This window comes from Photorhabdus sp. RM322S (genome assembly GCF_042879395.1).
In the GTDB taxonomy this organism is placed as follows: domain Bacteria; phylum Pseudomonadota; class Gammaproteobacteria; order Enterobacterales; family Enterobacteriaceae; genus Photorhabdus; species Photorhabdus khanii.
In genome coordinates, this window is sequence record NZ_JBHFKW010000005.1 from 83,025 (window position 1) to 108,164 (window position 25,140).

A 25,140-nucleotide genomic window follows, 5' to 3' on the forward strand; every position below is an offset into this window, starting at 1 on the left:
AAAATTCGCAAGATGCTAGCTATCATGCGATTTAGTGGTCTGATATTGCTCAGTGAGCGCCCCTCTGACTCATTCAGTTTTATCGCCGTTCAGATAAGACACAATCACTTCCTGACCCTGCCATTCCAGGCCTTGTGCGAACCGTACCCAACAAGACGCGTTTTCATCGGCCTTATCATAACGATCCCAGTGAAAATGGACACGAATGCAACCGTCTTCATTAAGAAAGGCATAGATAAAGCAAAAACGGATGCCAATGAATTCTCATCCCCGTGGACACAAGGAACAGTATTTGAAGTAAATCGAATTATCACTTCATTTATGGCTCATCTCCGTTGATTAGGAGAACATGTTATCCATTGGAAAAAAGACTCTCTTCTATTCATCACATTTAGGAAGACAAAAATGTATCTCAATCGATTAATCCCTTTAAATAAGGGGAACGGAATTCGAAATTTGCCTCATATTGCTCATATGACAGAACTTGAGCAAGAAAAATTCTCATTTTTTAATTTACGAAAACTAAATTAGTAAATTACTCTCTCTGGTTTTAAACCTGAAAAATCAAATGCAGGAAAAGGAAAAACGGTAAAACTTAAATATCAATTTAATGAAAATCGGGAAATTTAAATACGGGTTAGGAAACGGAAAAAACACTAACAAAAATAATGCAATAAAAAAAGGATTAATGGGTTAGTCAGCAGCCTGAAACCTGGCATTAGCCAGGTTTTTATTTATTCAGTTTACGTTAAGTAATCAGGATATTACTTTTCCCTAACACCTTCGACAGAAATCAGTAAATCCGCTTCCTGTGATTTAGGGCCTAAATCTGCTTTGAAATTAAAGTCTTTCAGGTTGATTTTACTGTAAGCTTCAAAACCTGCGCGGTAACCACCCCATGGGTCTTTACCTTCTCCCATCAATACTGCATTCAATACCACGGGCTTTGTCACACCATTTAAAGTCAGATCACCTGTAATAGTATATTTATTCCCCTCTTTTTTCACATCGGTTGAAGCGAATTTTGCTTCAGGGTATTTCTCTGTATTAAAGTAATCTTTACTGCGCAAGTGTTTATCACGTTCGGCATGGTTAGTATCCAAACTGGCTATTTTAATTGTGACATCAACTTTATCCGCCGCCGGGTTTTTCTCATCAAAGGTGAAAGAACCATCAAAATCTTTAAATGATCCATATAACCAGCTATAACCCAAATGCTGAATACGGAATTCAATAAAGGCATGCTGACCCGGTATATCAATTTTATAATTGGCTGCTAATGCAGAACTTGCATTCAGTAACAATGCACCCGCAGTCAGGCCAAGTAACGTCTTCTTCAACATATTATTCTCCATAATCGTTTTGTATTATTCAGGACGGAAACCCAGCATACGCTTCAGGGTTGCATCACGGTCAATAAAATGGTGTTTTAACGCAGCAACAGCATGTAATAACGATAAAATCACCACTGTCCAGGCAAGGTAAAGATGGATCATTCCAGCAGTATCTGCCTGTTTCCCCTGACCGGTTAATGTGGCTGGCACAGTAAACCAGTCAAAGACAGAAATTGGCTGCCCATCAGCAGTCGAAATTAAATAACCACTAATCAGAATGCTAAACAGTAAAATATACAACAGAATATGCACTAAAACAGCGCTGATTTTGGTCAGGCGACTATAACTGGCTAAGGGTTTTGGTGGTGGAGAAACAAAGCGCCAGATAACTCGTACCACCATCGCTATCAGCAGTATGATCCCGATACTTTTATGAATTTCAGGTGCACCGTGATACCACGTATCATAATACCCCAACGTCACCATCCACAGCCCCAGTGCAAACATGCCATACACGGTCAGTGCAACCAGCCAGTGTAAAAGGACAGATAAATGCCCAAATTGGTTAGAAGTATTCTTCCAAAGCATAGTAGTTCCTTTTTAGGTCAATGCTGGTGAGCTATTTTCTTGGATTTATTAAATCATAAACGATATTAATTTCTTTTTTATTAAAAATTTCAACAAATAATTTGCAAAAGATTTTCAATTTTAATCAATAAGATTCACTTAAAATAAAAAACATTAAATAACAACAAAATAGGAATTAATTACATTAGGAACAATGCCAAAAATATATATTATATATTTTTTTATTATATTGATTTTGGGATTTTAACTAATGAAAAAAGCAATTTTCTTATTTTCTGTTTATCAGAAATATAATTACCTAAAAAACAGGTCACTATGATAAAGACAAAATATCATTTTCAATGTAATATTTCACAACAAGAAATTGATCGTATTGCTAAGTAACGAAAACTTAACCGCATTTCTTGTTGTGTAAAGCCGCAACCATGACAGGTTTAGAAATTCGCAAGATGTTAACCATCATGTGCTATCCAATGTTCGTTATTGCTCAAGAGCGTCTGTAAGTAATCTGCACCAGTTTCTCAACTTGCTTACCGTGGTTTTCCCATAAATCGCTAATGAGCGCAAATACCTGCCCTTGCAAGGCGTAATCAGAATGGAACCAAGCCTCAAGTAAATGATGACCCAAGACAAAGGGCTTTTCACTCTCACTTTGACCACAATTTTCAGGGCGGGAATAAATTTGTGGCTCAGGTGCGTCGATCATTAATTCACTCACCGGCGTCAGGAATCCCGACCAGTCACTGATTATCATTGCCGGTAATAACTGACTGAGAATGCGGGGATCCATACTGCGCAAGAGCACTTGCCTCTCCTGCAATATCACCTGTTGGCGTGAACGCCAGTGATTAAGCTGTTGGGGCCATAAATCCTCACTGCGGTAAGCCCAGCCCCAACTGTTATCGCTCAGGGTTTGGCTATCAAGCAGGTAACCGATGACTGACAGATAGCCTGACTTGGGCTGAACCAGCCAGGGACTTTGTGCCAACAGGTGATCCATCGGTGTACCGCTATACAATGGAAAAGCCTGCTCTACCCAGTCGTTTTTATAAAAGAGAGTGACAGGATTCGGCTCTGCCAGTGAATTGAGCATAAAGAAAACAGGTGGCCTATTAGACGTTGTCAGCCACTGTTGCCAATTGATAGAAATGTTCATATATCCCCCTGGTTATCGATCATCAAATTAGCTTCCAATTGAGCCTGCACAGCACAAAGCGGTCTGGCTGGAAATTCGACACCCGGCAGAGGCGCAACACCCTCTGGTAATTGCAGAGACAAACCACGTCCGACACCGGCAGCGCCTTGCCCAACGGATAAATTGGGGGAGGTTAGAATACCGCCGGGCGTTAACCGGATAAAATGGCCGCCGATTTTTAAGGTAATTTCTGACGCTGCTTCCAACACAATTTTACCGCCGCTTTTCAGGTGCGTTTCCTGACCGCTTTCAGCGATCAACGCCTCCCCGGTCTGTAAATGCTGACTGCCGGTGATACGGTGCGATACATCCCCATCGGTACTGTATTTACCGGAGCCGGCGATTTTCCGGTGGTCATCGGCATGGATTTCACTGTACCGGTTATTATCGATCCTTTGTTTATGGTCGTGTTTAATATGCCAGTAAGCATCGTGCTGAATATGGGCGGTCAGATCTCTCTGCCCGTGCAGGTAAATCTCTTCCTGATCTTTGGCATCCTCAAACCGCAATTCGTTAAAACCGTCACCTTTGTGGGTTCGGGTTTTAAACGTGGTGCGGGTTTTCTCGGCGGGTAAATCCAGCGGGGGCCGGTTTAAGCCATTGTAGGTGCAGCCGGTGACAATCGGCCGATCAATATCGCCATTCAAATAGGAGACGATCACTTCCTGACCGATACGGGGAACCGCCATAAAACCGTAACCGCTGCCATTCCAGCCCTGTGCGAACCGGACCCAACAAGACGCGTTTTCATCGGCCTTATCATAGCGATCCCAGTGAAAATGGACGCGAATACAACCCTCTTTGCTGACATAAATCTCTTCCCCTGCCGGGCCCACCACGGTCGCCACTTCATCACCATCCGCCAGCGGCTTGTAGCGATAGAGCGCTCGCCAATCCTTATAACCGGAAATAAAACTGAATTCGTTATGCAGATAACTTCCTGAGCCGCCGCCGGTTTCTTGCAGTGCCTGCGGACACTTGCCGTAATGGTGAATGGTCACGATTTGCCAGCGGGTGTTCATGGCATCAACCGGATGTTCGCTGAGGTCAAAGATTTTACCGGGCATCAGTTTAAAACAGTTGCTTTGCCCGCTACCGGACTGACGTTGATTCTGAACGGCCTGCTGACGGCGCTGGACAAACGGTTTCGCCTCCGCGTCTTTCTGAAAACGGCCGTAGCTTTCAAAAATTGAAAACAGGGTTTCTTGCCCCATAACACGCGGATCGACATTGGCCCGGTGTGTCAGGCGGTAAGCGGGGTTTTGCGGATTTCGGTCCTTATAGATCACCCGTTGCGGGGTCATGGAGACACCCAGACGCACCTGATTAATCACATTCATTTCAGTGGCTAACTCTGCCTGAGGGTTGTAGACCAGCGGTAAATTGGCCGTCATGCCTAAGTGGCTGTCACTGAAAAACAATTTGTCGTCTTCAAACCAGAAATTCAGCCCTTCTTCGGCGACTAACCGGGCAAAAAAGTCATAATCGGACTCGCGTTTTTGCGTCACATATTCGCGCGTGTAATGAAACTCATTCAGTTGGGAATCGGCCAGAATATAGTGTTTTTTCAGTAAGCTGTTGAGGATTTCCGGTACGCTTTGCCGATGATAAATCCGGCTGTCCTGATTCAGGTTCATCCGCCAGAGCGCAGGCCGGACGGTGAGGTAATAAACGGTGCGGTGAGTATGAGTGTCACCCAGTACAGCCTGTGCGATAATGCCGCTGACTTGGCGTTGCTCAACGCCGTTGAAAACCACCCGGAATGTCACCGATTGTAATAGCAGTGATTCCAGGTCAATATCCGCCCGTTTACTGACCAGAGTTAAAGAGAGGGTAAACAGTTCGGATAATTCTTCCTGTAAAGAGAATTCTGCTACCGCAAATGTTTTCTCCGGCAAATCGGTAATCTGACAGAGAAAGTGTAACCCCTCGTTCATAGGGACTCCTTATTTCGGGTGTTAGTGTTTAGGTCAAGCCGTAATATGGCCTTGGTGACGTTATTTTATTTTCCAGTAATCAATGGAATCTCTGTTTATATCCACCCGACCATCAGGATATTCAACCCATTCACCTTTCCCGTCAGTCACGATGATCTTCGGCATTTTGGTTTCATCCAGCTTAGGATTAAAGGTAATTTTCCATTCCGCTCCTGGAGTTAATTTCAGCCGAAAAGGAAACAAACCCACCACACCCTGTAAGGAAATTCTTTTTGGCCGCCCTTCAACTAGTTTCAACACAGGGTAAATAACCGGGTTGAAGTCTATCGTATTCAATGCACGAGTCTCAGAGGCTTCAGAATAATTTGTTCGCGCTGCATCGTTGATAAAGGCAGTTAGACCCGTTCCTCCATAGGGTATAGCATCTTTCACCAGGTGGCTAATCGGCATAACCCACGGACACAAACGCCCGGTTGATTTTCCATTTACACCACCCTCCACCATTGAAAGGTAATTTCGCCTGAAAATAACCTGTTTGCGGATCGGCTTTTATATCCAAGTCTAATTCATAATAAGTCGGTACTTTAAAAGGCGACATTCCTGCATCCAACTGATACTCAAGACAGTTTTTTGAGATATATTCCGCGGATACATACGGTTTTGTGTATTTCGGCACGATTCCTTCCACGGTAATCAACTGTTCTTTTTCAGAAGATGAAAAGGGAAAAAGCCAATTAAAAAAGGTATCGCCCATAGACCAGTAAATAAAATACAAAAATAATAATGACAGTGTGACCTTTAATATTTTCATATTGGTGGTTCCGTGCCATAGCGTTTCATATTTATCATGGTCAGTTTTCCTCAATTCCTACAGTGTTATCTGTATAGCGTATTCAATATCAAATCTTCTTGTCCATCTTATTAGAAGTAAATGGGAGGTTCTGATAGCGTTACTTCATGTTCATATACATGTACCGAAAATCGACTGTTTGAGTACCGGTTTCAATTCGCCCGCCAGGATATTCAACCCACTCGCCTTTCTCGTCAGTCACAGTGACCTTTGCCATTTTGGTCTCATCCAGCTTAGGCTTAAAGGTAATTTTCCATTCAGTTCCTGGAGTTAACGTTAGTCGAAAAGAGCGCATTTTTGATACTTCACCCTGTAAGGATATTCTTTTCGGGCTTTTCTCAACCATCTTCAAAACAGGGTAAATAACCGGGCTAAAATCAATGATATTCGATGCCGCCGTTTCGCTAAGATTTGTTTGAACAGCATCGTTGATAAAGGCGGTTAGACCCGTTCCTCCATAGGGTATAGCATCTTTCTCCAGGTGGCTAACATCGGTATAACTCACTGACACAAACGCCTGGTCAATCTTCCACTTACACCACCCTCCACCACTGAAGGGTAATTTCGCCTGAAAATAACCCGTTTTCGGATCTGCCTTTACATCCAGGCGCAATCCGTTATAGGTCGGTACCTTATAAGGCGACATATCAGCATGCAACTGATATTCAAAGCATTTTTTTGATATGTATTCTGCTGACACATACGGTTTTGTGTATTTCGGCGCAACACCCTCCACGGTTATCCACGGCCCCTTTCCGTCAGATGAAAAGGGAAAAAGCCAGTTAAAAAAGGTATCGCCCAACGCCCAGTAAATAAAATACAGCAATAGTAGCAACAGCGTGACTTTTACTATTCTCATACTGAGAGTTCCTTACCATCGCAATAATGCTGTAAAGCCAGTTTCCCTTTTTCTGTCTGCTGACTAACGGCCAATGACGTTATTAATTGTTTGTCCATTTCCAGAAAACAGAGATTACGGTAGTAAATAGCATCTGGGATCAGGCTTTTATAAACATCCATTTTTTCCTTAAAGTGACGCTGACTGTCCTGATAAACCGTCATTTTATCCGGTTCACATAACTCTTTAAGACGTGCGTCAATATAACTGGCATATCTGGATGAGAAGTGATTAAGAATACTTAATTTGTCTTTTAACTCAGGATCTTTATTTTCAGCAAACAATTTATCCTTTTCTTGCGGAGTGAGCTGGTTAAACAGGGCGTTTTGCTGTTCACCTGCCTGCGCGAAAGAGTGTTCTGTTTCTTTATCCAGCTCAGGAATTAAATACAGCTTTGTCGTATTACTTAATATGTCCTCTGCACTTAATCTGGTTATCAATGATGCATTACTGGCAATAATCAGCCATTCCGGGCAGGCACCAGCTTTTAAGAAATGAACCACTTTGCCATGATGCAGATAAATTTCTTTACTGGCTGTCGCTTGTTTAATCGCTTTAACAATCGGTGAAGGTGACACGAGTTTCACAATTTCCCAGTCATACCCCGCCGGTGTCCAGTAATTGAAAAAACCATTATCCATATCTTTCTCACAGGGCACAGAAGGAACCGGGTCATCTTCATTCACATGGCGATAATGGGTAATGGAAGACAATTCTTCTACTGCACTGCGGGTTAATGTTCGTGGCATCCCATAACTGTATAGACAAGGATTGTGCTCTTTCAGTTGTGCACTGTGCAATAATGCCAGAGCGCCTCCCAAGCTGTGACCACAAATAAATAGCTTTTTCCTTTTAGCCAAGTCCAGAATCTCATTGAATACCATTAGATTTTCATCACCCGGGACTGTTAGCTTTTCAACCAAGTTAAACGCTTCCCAGAACCCTTTATGCACTTTGCCATGGTGAATAAATTCACTGCACAGCGCTTTTTCATCATCACAGCTCAATTCCAGGGGCTGGAACGTAGTATCCGTTAAGGCATCTCTCCAACTGGCTGTACCCCGCCAACTAACAACCGCATCATTTTGACTGGCCGCATAAAACAGTTGGGTATCCCCCTGCTTGTTGTTTCCTGCTCGTGAATCAATAAACTCTACCCGAGTATAACGTTCACTAAATGGCACATCATAGACCACAGGTGTTGCCGACAATTCCTCCACTTTATAGGGAAAGATTGAAACATCCACCATTTGCCGGTTAAAAAAATGTTTAACAGAGCCTTCTACATTGACATCACCATCGGCATAAGCCAGCACACTCATCAAACACTGGTTATGTGCATTGACAATGGAATACTCTTTCTGATGATGCAGTTGTAAGACCCAAGCCCGGAACGGGCACACTTCCAGTACATAACGTTGATTTAACGGATGAACTTCATAGCCTTTTGGCTCTGGGTTCGGGAAATGATACGGAGGTGGAATATCTTTGGGATTCCATCCCTTAATCACCGGCACCCCATCACTAATCTGCCCAATGGTCACATAGCGATATTGATGACCTTCGGCTTCCGCTTTTAGCTTCACCACCGACGCTTCTTCACTGCGTATTTCCCGCAACGGACGCTGTTCCATTTCATCCGCCAAGGGTTGAGCAGCGATATACAGTGTCACCGGATGGGGTAACAGCATCTCTTCCCTAAGCACACCGAAACCATCGGTTACCCCCTGACGCACATAACCTGGGGTTCCACGACTGATCAGGCGATAAGGCATGTTGACCAGCGGCTTATCCTGTTCATCCACCAACTGAAATTCTACCCAGTTTTTCAAAAACCGCTTACAATCGAAACACAGACGCGGATCGGATATACCCATTGGTTTTATTTCCTTCTTTTAACGTGAATACAACACACGGCCTATATCCCACACAAAAAGCCGGATAGGCGGAAAACAAAAGAAACAAACACCAATCAGTTAATCCCTGTTGATAACGACAAAGAGTATCTGATGATATTCTTTCATATTCGACCATATGACAAAGTTTATACAATAATTATTAAATCATCATCAGAGTGCAAGAACTTCTTTGAAAATTTACAAAAGAAAATTGATAATAATGCGCTATAAATATAAAAAGGATTCAGGTTTTCATTAAGCAAAGAATAGATATCGTTAAATTGACCAACTGATCAAAAAAACAATCTATATAAACAAAAAAGCCTCTAATTCACCATCTATCGCCAAATTATCATCATGACAATATTAAACTCAACATATTGATTATTAACAAATAATATATTTACTCCACGGTCAGTTATGATTCATATGTTTGGTTATTCCATTAATCATTGCATCACATTTTTGCCAGAAAAAAACCAAATAGATTAATCACGACATACTCATACTCTACGATTATAATGTGGTTTATCATCATGTTATTATTACATTCACACTGACATTTCTTTTCAAAACATTACAATTTAAAACTCACTTTGCCATTATTTATTAACGATTCGACTAACTCTAATCATAACCACTCCGTTAAATAATCCGTACCGTGTTTTTTCATCATCACAGCAAATATCACCGGTTTATCCCCGCCAATGCGAGGAACTCATTCCTTATTTTTAACAACCAAATCTATATTATATGGTTCATCCCCGTGAACACGGGGAACACATCACAGATAAGCAATTCTTTGACCTTTATCTTACAAACTAGTTCTTATTTTTGCTGCTCTTTCGCTAAAATTATTAACGATTTTTTAAGAAAACACGTTTTTTGTCTTCTCATCCTATAGCTGAACAGTAGCAACAGCAGGGCTTTACTTGATCATGGTATTTGCTATACATTTTTCGTCTTTTTACCCGAATTTTATCCGAACTCACGTCTTTTTATCTGAATTAGCGTGTTTTTACGGTACTATACTTACTTTCTTTACTTCTCATTTCGTAATTTAAGGTAACCAGGTGAATATTCAGGCGATTCTTTCAGAAAAAGTCAGCCAGGCGCTGATTGCAGCAGGTGCTCCAGCCGACAGCGAAGCTCACGTCCGTCAATCCGCGAAAGTGCAATTTGGTGACTATCAGGCCAATGGTGTGATGGCTGCCGCCAAAAAAGTGGGTATGCCACCCCGACAACTGGCAGAAAAAGTTGTTAGCCTGCTGGATCTGCAAGGTATTGCCAGTAAAGTTGAAATCGCCGGCCCCGGTTTTATCAATATTTTTCTTGATAAAACCTGGATTACCGCGAATATCGAAACTGCACTGAAAGATGAGAAATTGGGCGTTACTCCAGTCGAACCGCAAACTATCGTTGTCGATTATTCAGCACCCAATGTTGCTAAACAGATGCACGTTGGTCATCTGCGCTCCACAATTATTGGTGATGCTGCGGTGCGTACACTTGAATTCCTCGGCCATAAGGTTATCCGCGCTAACCACGTTGGTGATTGGGGAACTCAGTTCGGTATGCTGATCGCCTATCTGGAGAAAGTGCAGAACGAAAATGCCGGCGATATGGCACTGGCCGATCTGGAAGCTTTCTATCGTGAAGCGAAAAAGAACTATGATGAAGATGAAGAGTTTGCGGCCCGCGCCCGTGGCTATGTGGTGAAGCTGCAAGGCGGTGATGAGTATTGCCGTACGATGTGGCGCAAGCTGGTGGATATCACGATGGCCCAGAACCAGCAAACCTATGACCGCCTGAATGTCACTTTGACTCAAGATGCAGTGATGGGGGAAAGTCTGTACAACGATCTACTGCCCGGTATTGTCGCTGATCTGAAACAGAAAGGTCTGGCGGTAGAAAGTGATGGTGCAACCGTGGTTTACTTTGATGAGTTTAAAAACAAAGAAGGTGAACCGATGGGCGTGATTATCCAGAAAAAGGATGGCGGCTATCTTTACACCACAACGGATATCGCCTGTGCAAAATATCGTTATGATACCCTGCACGCTGAACGCGTGCTTTATTATATCGATACCCGTCAACATCAGCATTTAATGCAAGCATGGGCCATCGTTCGTAAAGCGGCCTATATACCTGAAACCATGTCACTGGAACACCATATGTTCGGCATGATGCTGGGTAAAGATGGCAAACCATTCAAAACCCGTGCCGGTGGTACTATCAGATTGACCGATCTGCTGGATGAAGCCATTGAACGTGCCGATAAACTTATCCGTGAGAAAAACCCGGATATGCCAGAAGATGAACTGAAAAAAGTGGTTGAAGCTGTGGGTATCGGCGCAGTGAAATATGCCGATCTCTCCAAAAGCCGTACGACAGATTACATCTTCGATTGGGATAATATGCTCGCCTTTGAAGGTAACACCGCGCCTTATATGCAATATGCCTATACCCGCGTGGCCTCGATCTTCAAACGTGCCGATATTGATGAAAGCAGCCTGACTCTACCGGTTATCCTGAATGAGGATCGTGAACAAGCTCTGGCAACCCGTTTGTTACAATTTGAAGAGACTATCACCGCTGTCGCCCGTGAAGGTACACCACACGTTATGTGTGCTTACCTGTACGATTTAGCCGGTCTGTTCTCTGGTTTCTATGAACACTGTCAGATCCTGAATGCAGAAAACGAAGAACTGCGCCAGAGCCGCCTGAAACTGGCTTTGCTGACCGCTAAGACGCTAAAGCAAGGTCTGAATACATTGGGCATTGAGACGGTAGAGCGGATGTAACTGTACAATCACAGTTTTCTCTGAAAAATTGGCGTGATACAGGCATACATTGCCTTATCACGCCGGTTAAGGTTTGTACTATACAGTCATCGTCCGTTATTGTTTGGTGCTCAATGCAATTCTGGTATGAATGATATTAGCAACCACTTTCGGGATATGCTGAATAAAGAAGTGATCAGAATCGACGAGGTGAATATCAACACCACCACAAGTGTAGCTTTCCCACGCCAGCATATCCTCTTTTGACATCGTTTTATCCTCTCGTCCATGAATTAAAACGAGTTCAGAGACACTTTGCTTTTGCCGCAAGTAATGCTTCATATGGTAATTAAGCGATAAATCATTACGAATAATAGGAAAGAATATCGCTTTGAAATCTTCATTATTGATGACCTCATCATGCGTTTCACCGTATTTTGCCAACAACTCACTCAATTGTGCATCAGAAAAATCAAATGGATCTTCTTTAAAATTGGTAATATGCGGAGCGGCTTCTGCGGAAATAAATACGTTTGCCGGAGATTGGTTCTCATTATTTAACCGGTTAGCCAATTCATAAGCAAACAAACCGCCGTTACTGTGCCCAAATAAAGAAAACCGGCTACCGTTAATCAGATGTCTCATTTCCCCATGTACTGCCTGCAAAATCTTTTCCACATCCCGGCTTAACGCTTCACCAAAACGACTGCCGCCACCTGGCAATTGTAATGCATATACCGCGATATTTTTCGCCAGACAAGTGCTCAGGCTACGAAAAACTTCTGCCGAGCCACCCGCATAAGGGAAACAGAATAATATATGATCAGTTTTACCTGATTGAATATGACTTAATTTTTCAAACCACATAAATTCTTCCCCACTCAGTTAAATCTATCAAGGTCAGTAAGTTAATCTATGACTTCTGAATAATCCGATGAACACAGGACGATACCAATAAAAACACGACCTGGCACGCACAATGAACTTTTTATTCAAACTTTATTAAATTAAGTGACTATAACATCTGAGATATCACTTAATTATTAATATTTCAACGATGAAAATATATAAGTCACAAATCAATTAGTTGGTTACATTAATTCTATGCAAGTTGATATCCCAGCAATCTCCGAAAGCTCAAACGTGGCTTGATCCGAGAATAACCGCCGGGATACCTGAACTTATTTATAAACCACGGTGGGCAAAATCTTTCAACCGGAAACCCATCAGCATCAATGCCGCAAAATAACTAGCAGCCCCAGCGATAACCACCATCATTAACCGCAACAGACGCATAGCCATATTTCCCTGTTCCCATGCTGGCATCAACCATAAAGTCACCGCTAACACAGCAACCATTACTGCAATTGCCACAATCAGTTTAAATAAGAAAACACCCCACCCCACCAGCGGCTTAAAAATATTTTTCTTCCGTAATTGCCAGTAAAGCATACCTGCGTTGAAACACGCTGCCAAACCGATAGAAAGCGCCAACCCGGCATGTTTCAGTGGACCCACAAAAGCCAGATTCATTAGTTGAGTCAAAATTAAAGTCGCAATCGCAATTTTCACCGGTGTTTTGATATCTCCACGGGAATAAAAACCCGGTGCCAATACTTTAACAATAATTATCCCCATCAGCCCGAAACAGTAAGCAATTAATGCCTTCTGAGTCATTGCTGCATCAAATGCGGTGAAATTACCATACTGGAAAAGAGAAACCGTCAAAGGTTCTGCCAGAATACCTAGCGCGATAGCACAAGGCAGTGCCAATAGGAAACAGAGCCGCAGCCCCCAATCCATCAGTTTAGTGTATTCCTCATGATTGCCACTGGAAAAACTTTTCGCCAGCGAAGGCAAAAGAATTGTTCCAAGAGCAACGCCCAATACACCGGAAGGTAATTCCATCAAACGGTCAGCGTAATACATCCAGGACACAGAACCGGATATCAGAAATGAGGCGAAAATCGTATTAATAATTAATGAAATCTGGCTGACTGAAACCCCAAGGATCGCCGGCCCCATCTGTCGGATAACCCGCCATACGCCACTGTCACGGAAAGAGATGCGCGGTAATACCAGCATTCCAATTTTTTTCAGATGAGGAAGCTGATAGACAAGTTGCAAAATACCGCCGGCAACAACCGCCCAACCCAACGCCATCACCGGTGGATTGCAATAAGGGGCGACAAACAGCGCAAACACAATCATGCTGATATTAAGCAACGTCGGGGCGAAAGCCGGTACAGAAAACCGATTCCAGGTATTTAAGATTGCCCCTGCCAACGAGGCCAACGATATCAGAAAAATATAGGGAAAAGTAATTCTTAACAGATTTGTCGTCAGAGCAAATTTATCCGCAGTATCGGTAAAACCCGGCGCGGTAATATAAATCATCCACGGTGCAGCTAAAATACCCAGCACCGTAACAACCGCCAGAATTAACGTCAGCATACCGGAAACATAGGCAATAAACGTCCGGGTCGCTTCATCTCCCTGCTGATTTTTATATTCAGACAGAATCGGCACAAATGCCTGAGAAAATGCGCCTTCTGCAAAAATACGGCGCAACAGATTAGGTAATTTAAATGCAACAAAAAAAGCATCCGTTGTTGTACCTGCCCCAAATATACGGGCAATAATGGCATCACGGATAAAGCCCAAAACCCGGGAAAACATGGTCATAGAACTGACCGCAGCCAGCGATTTCAATAAATTCATCGTATTTATCTCAAAATCATGCTCAAAAAAACGCACCAACCGAAGTCAGTGCGTTAAATAAGTCAACTCATTAAAGCTTAATTTAATCAGGATAGAACTCTTGGGAAAAGATCTGATTTATATTCCAGATACATTCATCCGGGAACATATCCAGCCCTGTTTCGTCGGCAGCGGAAGAAACGGCATCAGCCCAAACTTTAGCAAACCAGTTTTCATCAGCAATGGTACTTTTCAGGCTAAGTGTCTCTTTTATATGCAATTCCAGTGCTTTTCTCTGTTCCCTGATAGTTCGTTGCCAGCTTGAACCACGACGGCCAGGCTGGAATTGCCATTTCAGAAGATGGGCCAACAAAACCGCCATACGACTTGCCAGTTCACGTTTTTCACTCTTGCCCACGTCCTCAATCTCCTCGGCAATATTAACTATATCGATCTCAGAGAATTTACCTGCACGCAATAATGCTGCTTGCTCATTCGCCCAAGCGACCACATCAGTTTCGTAACGGGTATGACTCATGGTTGCCTCCATTGGTAAGTCTGCTATATAGATAGCTCCTATGCATTGCAGTCTGTCAGAGAATACCATTTGCGTCAAAAGGGTATTATAAATCGATCTTTCTAATTTCTAAACTGCCTGTACGACAGTGAACACTTCATCGACAAGTAGCTGCCCCTCATCATCTTTCTAAGCTGCCTGTACGGCAGTGAACTTAGGGTTACGCTCCCCACTTTGTCTTTGTGATTTCTAAGCTGCCTGTACGGCAGTGAACTGGTTGAAGCCGGTGCCGTCCGGGGGGCACACTTTCTAAGCTGCCTGTACGGCAGTGAACAGGTAGTTTATGAAAACAACGGATGCCGTTATTTTCTAAGCTGCCTGTACGGCAGTGAACTGTTGAATACTAACTTTAATCTCTTGATTATTAAAGAGCAAAATGACACAAAGGAGAAAAACCCTTTTTTTTAACAGATGCTAATCTCTTAAATAAATCAATAAGTTATAATTAACTGAGAAAAAAGGGTCAAAAATAAGGTATGAGGAAACACCATCTTTCAAGTTACATTTCCCTCCTTCTCTCTACATCTGTTTGTTCATTAATGAGCAAAAGCCCCATGATGGGGCTTACGACGAGACTGTAATTTAAGTTCCGCTATAACTTTGTAACTAGGCAGTTCCTTGTTTATCTAGCAGTACAATCTGATCATCAGCTTTTTCCATTCCATTTTTCATCTGTCAGTGCGGTTAATACATGATCCTGCCAAATTCCATTTATCATCAGATATTTCTTTGCATATCCTTCACGCTCAAAACCCAATCGTTCCAACAACTTACCACTACGATGATTATCAGGCATATAGTTAGCCATAATCCGATGCATACCCTGCTGACGCTGCATATAACGAATAGCGGGTTGCAATGCCTCATACATCAGCCCTTTCCCCTGCCATTTTTCACCAAGAGAATATCCCAAATAACAGGCATGAAAAGCACCGCGCAAAATATTACTGAAATTCGCCACACCAATAACTTCATTTTCATTCGGATCAAGCAGCAAGAAATGAAAAGCTGCACTCTGTCTTTGCATTTCCGTGATTAAATTCAATCGGCTTGTCCAACCAGAAGGCTGACAATGGCTGTTATCCCGGGTCGGTTCCCAAGGTTTAAGAAATTCGTGATTTTCTGCATAATACTCAGCTAAACGATAAGCATCTCGCTCGTACACCAAACGCACCACCATTCGTTCTGTTATCAGACGAACCTTCGGTAAAGTGGAACGATAACCAAACATGATTTCTCCCTAGTTATGCCTAATTTATCCATTAAAAATTTAAGTCACTATCTGTAAAATATACCTGCCAGCCACCCGCTTACGATAAAAAAATATTATCTATAAATCACTACCCTAACGATTAAATTAAGTACAGAATATAGAAGAATTATATTATTTTCTCTTCCTAATATTCCAATGGTGAGAAATGTCACTGGTTTCGCAAGCACGTAGCCTGGGCAAGTACTTCTTGTTATTTGATAACTTGCTGGTCGTTCTGGGCTTCTTCGTCGTTTTTCCCTTAATATCAATACACTTTGTTGAACAACTGGGTTGGACCGCGCTGGTTGTCGGTTTTGCTCTTGGTTTGCGGCAGTTTGTACAACAAGGCTTAGGCATTTTCGGTGGCGCCATTGCCGACCGCTTTGGTGCAAAACCGATGATTGTCACCGGGATGCTATTGCGCGCCCTTGGTTTTGCTTTAATCGCATTAGCCACTGAGCCGTGGATCTTATGGCTTGCCTGCATATTATCCGCATTAGGCGGCACTTTATTTGATCCACCACGGACCGCACTGGTTATCAAACTCACCCGCCCTCACGAGCGTGGCCGTTTTTATTCCCTGCTGTTAATGCAGGACAGCGCCGGCGCCGTTGTCGGTGCGCTGATTGGTAGCTGGCTGCTGCAATACGATTTCCAGATTGTTTGTTGGACAGGTGCTGTTATTTTCGTTCTGGCAGCCATCTGGAATGCCTGGCAACTCCCTGCATACCGGATTTCCACTACCCGTACGCCAATCTGGGAAGGTATGGGACGCGTCATTAAAGACCGTCGCTTCTTCACTTATGTGTTGACACTGACCGGCTACTTTATGCTGTCTGTACAGGTCATGCTGATGTTCCCAATTATCGTTAATGAAATCGCCGGGACGCCCGCAGCGGTGAAGTGGATGTACGCCATTGAAGCGACACTTTCGTTGACTTTGCTTTATCCCATTGCCCGCTGGAGCGAAAAACGTTTCCGGCTGGAACAGCGCCTGATGGCAGGGCTTTTCCTGATGAGCCTGAGTATGTTCCCAATAGGTTTGATTGGTGAAATCAATACGCTGTTTGGCATTATCTGCCTGTTCTACCTTGGTACAATCATCGCCGAACCTGCCCGTGAGACATTAAGCGCTTCACTGGCCGATCCGCGCGCCCGTGGCAGTTATATGGGCTTTAGCCGCCTCGGCCTGGCACTGGGCGGCGCTTTAGGTTATACCGGCGGCGGTTGGTTGTATGATACCGGCCACACGCTAAACATGCCGCAACTGCCCTGGATCCTGTTAGGAATTATTGGCTTTATCACGTTGTATGCACTGCACCGCCAGTTTAACCAGCGTAAAATTGAATCCGCCATGCTTAAGGGCAGTTAATGATGTAAAATCTGCCCTTCAAAATAAAAGGAGTCAATATGAGAAAATTTTTCTTGGGGGCAGTATTACTGCTGGCCGGGTTGGTCAGCGGTTGTGATCAATTCAAAGATTTCAGTATCAGCGAAGAGCTGATTAACGGCTATCTGGCGAAACATGTCCATTACCAGAAACAGATTGAATTACATGGTATTGCCAACGCGGATATAGAACTGACAGAATTGTCCAGCCAAATTGGCCGTACAGAACCCGATAAAATGGCATTAACCGGCCAGGCAAAGGTTAATATTGCCTCCCTGCTTGGCCCGGCTAAAGCGGATATGAAGCTGACACTAAAAGCTCAACCTGTGTTTGATCCAGAAAAAGGCGCTATTTTTCTGAAAGAATTAGAAATCGTTGATTATCAAATCACACCGGAAAAAATGGAAAAGCCGATTAACGCTCTGCTTCCTTATCTGAATAAATCACTCAGTGCTTTCTTTGATATTCACCCCGTTTATGTATTGAAACCGGATCACAGCAAAGCTGAAGCCGCCGCCAAAAAATTGGCAAAAGGGTTAGAAGTCAAACCTGGCAAATTTGTTATCATGCTGACCGATAAATAATTTTTATCGAGATATCACAGAAAAGGCAAATAATCATAAATTATTTGCCTTTTTATCCGTTTCAAACTAAGAATCCAACTCTTCCCGTAACGCTTGCAACGCTTCACGGGTGATCGTCGCCAATGTCCGGTAAAAACCGGTTGTTGCGTGGGCTTCTACCTTTCCCAGCAATTGCCCACACCACGGCAGAAGATACTCATCAAACAACACAATTTGCCCCTGAACTTCATCTTCTGCGGCCTGATCTTCCAGCCATGAAGCCGCTAATAACAGAGAACCAAACTGATCAACCGGCCCCTCTGACAATGGCATACCGCGTTCGGTCAGAAACTGACGAATATCGTTTTCACTCTCCCCGGTATAGTCAGAACGGCGACCCGGCACACTGGCATCATCATCACCAAACAGCGCGGTGTAATCCGTTGTCATTGCCGGCAGTTCACAACCCTGTTGCAGGCGATCCAACAACGCATCCTGCTCTAACGGCCAGGATTGTTTCAGTTTACCTTCCGCAATCATTGTCAGAAGGGGTTGCAGAACCGGATCTTGTGGCTGGCGGTTAAACAACGTCCCTAAAATGCGGCAGACTATTGAAAATTCATTCATCTCATTTTCCAAATAAATCGCTATTTTGCCGCTATTGTCCCCAATAACCGACCTTACTGTAAAGAGACACTGTTAATATCCCAGTTTGATATCCACAACACCCGTTGGTAATTCACCCTTTTCAATCCGCTGAATATTTTCACTGACCTTATCCATAGCGATATTGGGAATAGTAATAGCAGCAACATGTGGAGTAACCGTTATACGGGGATGCGTCCAGAATGGGTGCATTTCCGGCAAGGGTTCCTCAGTAAATACATCCAATGAAGCCGCTGCAATATAGCCTTTATTGATCGCTACCAATAGATCATGTTCTATCAAATGGGAGCCTCGTGCGAGATTAATCAGATAGGACTTCGGTTTTAACTGACTAAACAGCGATAAATTCAGAATACCACGGGTATTTGGTGTATCAGGCAATAGATTAATAAGCACTTTACTGCCGGAGAGAAAATCGCCCAACTGATCTTGACCGTAAAAACTGTCTACCTTATTAATCTGCTTCGGAGTACGGCTCCAGCAGCGTACAGTAAAACCAAACTCAACCAGCGTCTCAGCAACACTGCATCCCAAAACCCCGGCACCCAACACACCAATTACAAAATCGCGGCGATCATGTGATTCGAGTTGTTTCCACATTCTCTGCCCTTGCTGTAGCTTATATTCATCCATGCGGCGTAAATAATGTAAAACCGTTGCTACTGCATACTCCCGCATTTGTAATCCCATACCTGCATCTTCGAGCCGCATTAATGGTACACCGGCGGGCAACATCCCAGGTCTTTGCTGTTCCTGCTTCAAAATGGCCTCTACTCCTGCTCCCAGGATAAAAATCCCCTTCAATCCGGAGCGATTTGCCAACATCTCGTAGGGAGGTGCCCAAGCCATTGCATAATCTGCATGAGCATTATCGCCTCGTTTCCATTGACGGATATTAATATTCGGCAGTCGATGCTGCATGCCTTGAATCCATTGAGCGGCATCAAAAAAAGGGTGGTAAAAGATAATATCCATGATTATTCATCCTATTTTATTTTTTTATACAGGGTTATCTGATTAATAGCAGGTTGCAAGCCACTTTGTTAATCATCTTTATGAAAATGTTGAGAATGTTAAGTAGTTAACGAATTCATTTTTTTCTTATCAAAAAACTTGCATTGGTTTACTTCAACAACGTCAGATGGGCATCAATTCATCGAATTGACGGTTATTTAGTTAATCAATCATAAAACCAAAGAAAAGTATTAGAAGAGTGTTGACGCTTGTAATGCTTTTCCCTATAGTAGCGCCCCGTTGCAGCGACGATATCAAACAAAGTGACTGCGGCGAAAAAACACGGTGAGGTGTCCGAGAGGCTTAAGGAGCACGCCTGGAAAGTGTGTATACGTGAAAACGTATCGAGGGTTCGAATCCCTCCCTCACCGCCAGATTTGAAGAGAAAGCTTGAGTGAAAACTCAGGCTTTTTTGCTTATATATTCCCCGATGCAGGGAGGGACGAGGAAACGCGGACAGCCGGATTTTCCGGGCATGGTTTGCTATTAATAAACCCTTTTTCTCCTTTGGCAACATAATCCTTTTTCCAACGGTAAAAAGTATCCCGGTCTTCTTCCTTATTTATATTAACCTCAACTAACACCTGTTAAATATACATAAAACTGTCAGTCGAGGTCTAAAAATTCACAGGTTACAGCATAAGAAAAGACAATTTATTTTAATTCTTCTCAACTAAAAACAAAATAGTACGCTTTGTATCATTTTGTTTTATATTTATGAGTACATTATCCTTACGCCAATATTCATCATGCCAATATTCGTCAAAGTATTTTTCAAAACCCATACTTTCAACATATTTTATTAACTCTGATTTATTATTCAAATTTACATTTGAAAAAACAATTTTGTTAGTCATTGTCGGTGTTCCATCAGGTGAATCATAGTATATGATATAATCATTTGAAATTAAGGGAATGTTTTTAATTTCATCAAAAGTAAACATATTATAATAAATAAAATTTTTCTTCGTATATGACAAATTAACATTTGCAAGTGACATAGTAAAAATCAGAACACATCCAATGAGAATGGATATAACAACAATTATACGTATAAAACTACTCAATCGAAATCCCAGCATATTCCACATCTAAGTTAATCCCAGTCTGTTCGCTAATATGTATTATGTCATGACTTGTCTTTATATCACTTATGGGTGATATAGTATTTAAAAAACCAGGTAGAGACGTATAATAAGGTCTTGCATTATTTGGATATTTTTCAGGATTAGGAAATAATAATGGTTTAAAAATTTTATTTTTATATTTACCTATAGGACCATAGTAATCCCATCGCTCAAATGCTTCTTCTTTACTTACTACTCCTAACTGAGATAAATAATCAATGCCATTTACAGCCCGATAAAAACCAAGTAAATTAGAAATTAAATCTTCACCACTATAACCACTATCCGTAACCCAATTAAAAGGAAAAGAGTCTTGGTAGGACTCAAATAAATGAGTTGTATACATCATAATAGTAAGAGCAACTCTCTTCTTACCATACAAAGATAAACCCCGCCTAACTTTTCTGTGTAAACCAGTCTTCCGTGTTCTATATCAAACCTTGTAGTCATTATAACTCCCGTAATTTATTAGTGATCTATATAAAAAATTCAGCTCACGTACAGTTTCGTTCTACCTATCATACTTTATTTCGGAACCAGCTATTTTTTCTTTAGCTTTTCTTCTGAATTATTGGGAACCTGATCAAATTTCCCTGCCAATGAATTAATCTGCTTTTTGATAAGTGGCGGCTACTGGCGTAATCATGCAAACAAACTCCGCCAACGACTCGCTGTTATACCCTATGGATTTCTTGCAAGTCATAAACATAACCAGAATATTGCATAGCAACTGACCACCCTTCTGAAAAATTGCACTTATTATTCGAATCTACCATATAAAATTAATAACCATTTAAACAGATAATGAAAATGTTTAATCCACCTCATCCAGGCGAGGTTATTGCTGACTTTTTGGAAGAGCCAGATTTAGGAATTCGTGACCTAGCGCGGGCATTGGATATTGCTCCGTCTACGGCTCAACATTTAGTGTCGTGTAAACAACCTGAGCTCAGGGTAAAACGCCTGAGCTTTTTTACCTGTATATTATCTGTCAAATGCTTGAGTTAAGCTTAAAGCACACCCTTTCTGTGTCCTCGTATTGACGCGCCGTAAAATTTCAACGAGTACACCAGGATATTTACCATACTCTCTTCTGATTATCCCGATATCATCGGTGACAAGAAATGCGGGGTAACTCGTTGATGACGCATCCATATAACTCATCAAACCGGGTACTCCATCAGGTACAGGTTTCAACGTTTCAGGATCAAGTGCTCGCGCATATACCCACGGTGGAACATGTTTACGTTGCATCTCATCCTCAAAGAAACAAGTGTTGAGTTCAACTTGATTAAATATATCCCGGATCTGACTCATATTACTGAGGTTGAAGGTATCGAATAGAAGCTGATTGAAATCGTCGCGTTTCAGGGATTCTTTTTCGTAACTTTTCCAGCCTCCCCCCGTTATAATATAAAGGCTTTCATCACCAAAAAATGAGATATTTTTATCTTTCATATAATGGCAGAGCAAATAAATAAAGTATGGCGAACCGATAAGACAAATAACTTTCCCTTGATTTTTTATTCGTTCAAGGCTATTCAATGTTTTAACAAAATCTATTCGTTCTTCTGTTACGGTGAATGTCGTGGGATATAGCAATTCTACCAGGCTCATAACATATTTAAACCAAATATTATGAGCATTAAATCTATCGGGTCCCAAGTTGACCAACTCCATTTGATGATCAAACCAGCTACCAACATATTTCATGCCATAATTCACAGAGCCTAAGAGTCTCTCAATACTTAATCTGTCACGCGCCACCTGACTTTTTAGACCATTGGTGCCGCTACTGGTAAACCAACTTTCAATCTCGTCATCCTTACAAGTTAATAAGCGAGTAAACTTAAAAACTGATGTTGGGAATACAGGTATATCATCAATTTCCGTAATATTGTCATCTACTTTGTGTGCCTGACAATAGCGACGGTATTCTTGACAATGTTTATAGTGATAACGAAACGCATCAAGTACAAGTTTTTTTCTGATTTTTTCCTGTTCATCATAAGACCAAATTAATGGATCGCTCGAAAAAATCAAATCATCAATTTCTGAGCTTGCTGTGATGTCTTGTTTCTCAATATATGCAGTCATACCTGTTTTACCTCTCCAGATAATATTAGAAAGTATGACAGCGCTGCTGCCATACTCTTTTATACCCGTTATCTTTCAAGTTGCCTCTTTGTTGGCTGCACTCGCTCACCCCGGTCACATAGTTCGCTATGCTCCCGGGGATTCGCTCCCTTGCCATCTCGATGCATCTTGAAATCTATAGAGTATATTACATGTGATACTTTTTAATATTATCATTAACAATATCAATTGCGTTTTTCTGGCTCATCAAGTCATTCATTGGTTCAAAGGATAGTAATATGGTTTTTGCACCACACTGTTCAATTGCTAATTTAGCCGCAGCTATACATTCCATATAATCTCCGACAGCATTTTCTGTGATTATTTCTTCGAGTTTCTTTTCGAGATTTTCATCAGGGTGCATTTCAAGAACATAATCACGTATAAATGCACGTGTCTCTTCTTTAGCTTTCTGACTATCTTCATTAACGTTAACCAATATCATTAACTGATGATCTATAGATGATAGGTCAATACCCTGTTTATCAGCAATGACTTTATACCTTTCCGCATACTCATGTCTGACATCATTGGAATCATCCCACTTAAAGATAAGAGGAATGCCTTTTTTGGCTGCCCACTCCACGACATAATGACTCGTTGCTGTTACATATCTCCGAGGCCCACCTTGCGTATAAGCATGGGGGTTTACGGATATTTTGGGGAAACTATAAAAATCGTTATCTGGATTACAATAGCCGGTTGTTAAAGCATCGTTAATAATTTCATAGCACTCTTCAAATAATTGCTGTTGGTATTTATCAGGGCGATTAAAAAGATGCATTTCATCTTTTTTTTCGCAATCACTAAATCCTAGAATAAATCTCCCTTCGCTCAATTGATCCAATAAGCAAGCTTCCTCCGCTATTCGGACAGGATGATGAGTTGTAATGATGTGGTTCAATGAACCAACTTTAATTTTTTCAGTGAGACCGAGCAAAAAACCAGAAACAGTCAGAGGAGCACCGACAATGCCATTGCCTGAAAAATGATTTTCATACAGCAAAATCTGTTCAAAATTCAGTTTATCAACATACTCGGTTATTTCCTGCATGCGGGCTATACTTTGTTCTTGAACCATTGTTGAATTGATGAAGTTAAGGAAGAACAATCCAAATTTCATTTCATTTTCCTTAGCTAATATAATAGCGAACGTTGTTTTTCTTTGATAAATGGCATGACATCAGACTGGAAAAGCCTCATAGAAGCAATAATTTCGTCTACTGTGCCATTAGCTTCAAACCCACAACAAATATTTGATATTCCCGTGGCGTCAATGTCTTTTTGAATTATATCAATGCACTCCTTCGGCGTTCCTACGGGATTGATTTCATAACTGTAATCAATACGGCGATTGGTATTTTTATGTCCTTTTAATACAAAGTCACGCCACTGTCCTTTGTTGAAATCATAACCTTTTGTTTGGTTTGAATCATCAAAAATGGTCGTGGCATTCACATAGGAATCATACCAATACCCCAGAAAATTCCGGCAAATTTCTTTCGCTTTAATTGAGTCATGATCTACGGATGTAATATATGATAAGCAATGGTCGATATTATGAATATCATGACCATATTCTTGAGCCACCTCGTTATAGAGCTCAATTTGCGCTCTCTTTTCGTTAGTATTTATAATCCAACTTAATATCATCGGTAAACCAAATTGAGCGGCCCACTCAGTTGTCGAGGCTGATTCAGCAACGACATAAATAGGTGCTCCACCTCTACTACATGCCGTCGGATTTACTTTTACCTTATGGAATTTGATATGTTCATTGTCAGCCTCCATATATCCCTCCGTCATTCCATTTCTTATTAGCCCATACCAGCACTCCATTAAGGCGCGGCTATTATCCATATCTGTGCCAAATACGTGGAAGTCTTTATTGTAAAGCCCCCGGCAAATACCAAACCGAAATCGTCCTTTTGACATTTGATCCAGCAAATTCACATCTTCAAGTTGGCGTACCGGATGAGCGGTAGGGAGAACAATAGCAGCAGTCCCTACATTCAGTTTCTTAGTTGCACCCAGTAAATATGCAGCAGCGACATAAGGGTTACCAAGCAAACCAAACTCCGTGAAATGATGCTCAAGTAACCATACAGTATCAAAACCACACTCCTCAGAGACGCGGCCTAATTTAACCAAACGTTTCATTACCTCGGTTTGAGAAAGTTGAGGTGGTTGGTAGGTAAGTAAAAAGTTTCCGAATTTCATAAATAGTCCTTA

Annotated in this window: 21 protein-coding genes, 1 tRNA gene, 2 pseudogenes and 1 CRISPR repeat array; of the genes and pseudogenes, 6 read left to right on the forward strand and 18 right to left on the reverse strand. The window is 41.9% G+C overall.

All coding sequences use genetic code 11. The features are described 5' to 3' along the window. Positions 1 to 24: 24 nt before the first annotated feature. Positions 25 to 339, forward strand: coding sequence for a hypothetical protein (locus ACGF63_RS04760; RefSeq protein WP_152962157.1), 315 nt, complete (start codon positions 25 to 27; stop codon positions 337 to 339). Between the two features lie 425 nt (positions 340 to 764). Here ACGF63_RS04760 and ACGF63_RS04765 read toward each other — a convergent pair whose 3' ends face one another. The 7 genes and pseudogenes from ACGF63_RS04765 to ACGF63_RS04795 form a co-directional block, all read right to left on the reverse strand. Beyond that, on the reverse strand, positions 765 to 1,343 hold the full coding sequence (locus ACGF63_RS04765) for a YceI family protein (protein WP_152962158.1): 579 nt from the start codon (positions 1,341 to 1,343) through the stop codon (positions 765 to 767). A gap of 24 nt (positions 1,344 to 1,367) precedes the next feature. Further along, positions 1,368 to 1,922, reverse strand: a complete 555-nt coding sequence (locus tag ACGF63_RS04770) for a cytochrome b (RefSeq protein ID WP_070974958.1) — start codon at positions 1,920 to 1,922, stop codon at positions 1,368 to 1,370. Positions 1,923 to 2,409: 487 nt separating this feature from the next. Then, the gene (locus ACGF63_RS04775; RefSeq protein WP_387629124.1) at positions 2,410 to 3,078 is read right to left on the reverse strand and encodes a DUF4123 domain-containing protein; all 669 of its coding nucleotides are present in this window, start codon (positions 3,076 to 3,078) and stop codon (positions 2,410 to 2,412) included. After that, positions 3,075 to 5,054 carry a type VI secretion system Vgr family protein gene (locus ACGF63_RS04780; RefSeq protein WP_387629127.1) on the reverse strand — a complete coding sequence of 660 codons (1,980 nt, stop codon included), beginning with the start codon at positions 5,052 to 5,054 and terminating at the stop codon, positions 3,075 to 3,077. Before ACGF63_RS04780 ends, ACGF63_RS04775 begins: the two co-directional genes overlap by 4 nt. Before the next feature lie 60 nt (positions 5,055 to 5,114). Next, positions 5,115 to 5,808 (reverse strand): annotated as a pseudogene (locus ACGF63_RS04785) (hypothetical protein). A 196-nt stretch (positions 5,809 to 6,004) separates the two neighbouring features. Continuing rightward, positions 6,005 to 6,763 carry a hypothetical protein gene (locus tag ACGF63_RS04790; protein ID WP_036847569.1) on the reverse strand — a complete coding sequence of 253 codons (759 nt, stop codon included), beginning with the start codon at positions 6,761 to 6,763 and terminating at the stop codon, positions 6,005 to 6,007. Further along, on the reverse strand, positions 6,760 to 8,679 hold the full coding sequence (locus tag ACGF63_RS04795) for a lipase family protein (RefSeq protein WP_036847572.1): 1,920 nt from the start codon (positions 8,677 to 8,679) through the stop codon (positions 6,760 to 6,762). The genes ACGF63_RS04790 and ACGF63_RS04795 overlap by 4 nt, the downstream gene beginning before the upstream one ends. Positions 8,680 to 9,773: 1,094 nt before the next feature. Between ACGF63_RS04795 and argS the strand changes: the two genes are divergently transcribed. Then, positions 9,774 to 11,504, forward strand: coding sequence for an arginine--tRNA ligase (argS, locus tag ACGF63_RS04800; RefSeq protein ID WP_387629130.1), 1,731 nt, complete (start codon positions 9,774 to 9,776; stop codon positions 11,502 to 11,504). 96 nt (positions 11,505 to 11,600) lie between these two features. Here argS and ACGF63_RS04805 read toward each other — a convergent pair whose 3' ends face one another. From ACGF63_RS04805 to rimJ, 4 genes are all read right to left on the reverse strand, one after another. Further along, positions 11,601 to 12,350 carry a thioesterase II family protein gene (locus tag ACGF63_RS04805; RefSeq protein ID WP_387629133.1) on the reverse strand — a complete coding sequence of 250 codons (750 nt, stop codon included), beginning with the start codon at positions 12,348 to 12,350 and terminating at the stop codon, positions 11,601 to 11,603. A 318-nt stretch (positions 12,351 to 12,668) separates the two neighbouring features. Next, positions 12,669 to 14,204 carry a murein biosynthesis integral membrane protein MurJ gene (gene murJ, locus ACGF63_RS04810; protein ID WP_152962160.1) on the reverse strand — a complete coding sequence of 512 codons (1,536 nt, stop codon included), beginning with the start codon at positions 14,202 to 14,204 and terminating at the stop codon, positions 12,669 to 12,671. 82 nt (positions 14,205 to 14,286) lie between these two features. Further along, positions 14,287 to 14,721, reverse strand: coding sequence for a DUF29 domain-containing protein (locus tag ACGF63_RS04815; RefSeq protein ID WP_036847581.1), 435 nt, complete (start codon positions 14,719 to 14,721; stop codon positions 14,287 to 14,289). Between the two features lie 105 nt (positions 14,722 to 14,826). Then, positions 14,827 to 15,096: direct repeats of the CRISPR family, unit length 28 nt; unit sequence TTTCTAAGCTGCCTGTACGGCAGTGAAC. A 310-nt stretch (positions 15,097 to 15,406) separates the two neighbouring features. Then, positions 15,407 to 15,991 carry a ribosomal protein S5-alanine N-acetyltransferase gene (gene rimJ, locus ACGF63_RS04820; RefSeq protein ID WP_036847584.1) on the reverse strand — a complete coding sequence of 195 codons (585 nt, stop codon included), beginning with the start codon at positions 15,989 to 15,991 and terminating at the stop codon, positions 15,407 to 15,409. A 187-nt stretch (positions 15,992 to 16,178) separates the two neighbouring features. Here rimJ and mdtH point away from each other — a divergent pair, with 187 nt between their 5' ends. Next, a complete protein-coding gene (gene mdtH / locus ACGF63_RS04825) occupies positions 16,179 to 17,384 on the forward strand; it encodes a multidrug efflux MFS transporter MdtH (protein ID WP_152962162.1) in 1,206 nt (401 codons plus the stop codon). 38 nt (positions 17,385 to 17,422) lie between these two features. After that, entirely contained in the window at positions 17,423 to 17,986 is a 564-nt protein-coding gene (locus ACGF63_RS04830) for a lipoprotein (RefSeq protein WP_152962163.1), read from the forward strand. Between the two features lie 66 nt (positions 17,987 to 18,052). On the opposite strand, the gene ACGF63_RS04835 is transcribed toward ACGF63_RS04830, so the two are convergent. Continuing rightward, positions 18,053 to 18,592 (reverse strand): molecular chaperone, encoded by a 540-nt coding sequence (locus ACGF63_RS04835; RefSeq protein ID WP_152962164.1) that lies wholly within the window; start codon positions 18,590 to 18,592, stop codon positions 18,053 to 18,055. A 72-nt stretch (positions 18,593 to 18,664) separates the two neighbouring features. Further along, entirely contained in the window at positions 18,665 to 19,606 is a 942-nt protein-coding gene (gene ghrA, locus ACGF63_RS04840) for a glyoxylate/hydroxypyruvate reductase GhrA (protein ID WP_387629139.1), read from the reverse strand. Between the two features lie 323 nt (positions 19,607 to 19,929). Here ghrA and ACGF63_RS04845 point away from each other — a divergent pair. Then, a tRNA-Ser gene (locus ACGF63_RS04845) sits at positions 19,930 to 20,019 on the forward strand. A gap of 285 nt (positions 20,020 to 20,304) precedes the next feature. Here ACGF63_RS04845 and ACGF63_RS04850 read toward each other — a convergent pair. Both ACGF63_RS04850 and ACGF63_RS04855 read right to left on the reverse strand, forming a co-directional pair. After that, entirely contained in the window at positions 20,305 to 20,646 is a 342-nt protein-coding gene (locus ACGF63_RS04850; RefSeq protein ID WP_241826140.1) for a hypothetical protein, read from the reverse strand. Positions 20,647 to 20,704: 58 nt separating this feature from the next. After that, entirely contained in the window at positions 20,705 to 21,154 is a 450-nt protein-coding gene (locus ACGF63_RS04855; RefSeq protein WP_387629141.1) for a hypothetical protein, read from the reverse strand. A gap of 422 nt (positions 21,155 to 21,576) precedes the next feature. Here ACGF63_RS04855 and ACGF63_RS04860 point away from each other — a divergent pair. Further along, positions 21,577 to 21,732 (forward strand): annotated as a pseudogene (locus ACGF63_RS04860) (transcriptional regulator); the annotation flags it as partial. A gap of 24 nt (positions 21,733 to 21,756) precedes the next feature. Here the strand turns inward: ACGF63_RS04860 and ACGF63_RS04865 are convergent. From ACGF63_RS04865 to ACGF63_RS04875, 3 genes are all read right to left on the reverse strand, one after another. Further along, positions 21,757 to 22,869 carry a long-chain-fatty-acid--CoA ligase gene (locus tag ACGF63_RS04865; RefSeq protein WP_036847596.1) on the reverse strand — a complete coding sequence of 371 codons (1,113 nt, stop codon included), beginning with the start codon at positions 22,867 to 22,869 and terminating at the stop codon, positions 21,757 to 21,759. A 187-nt stretch (positions 22,870 to 23,056) separates the two neighbouring features. Continuing rightward, positions 23,057 to 24,031: an alkanal monooxygenase gene (locus ACGF63_RS04870; protein WP_152962166.1), complete on the reverse strand. Its 975-nt coding sequence runs from the start codon at positions 24,029 to 24,031 to the stop codon at positions 23,057 to 23,059. Between the two features lie 14 nt (positions 24,032 to 24,045). After that, the gene (locus ACGF63_RS04875; RefSeq protein WP_387629145.1) at positions 24,046 to 25,128 is read right to left on the reverse strand and encodes an alkanal monooxygenase; all 1,083 of its coding nucleotides are present in this window, start codon (positions 25,126 to 25,128) and stop codon (positions 24,046 to 24,048) included. Positions 25,129 to 25,140: the final 12 nt, after the last annotated feature.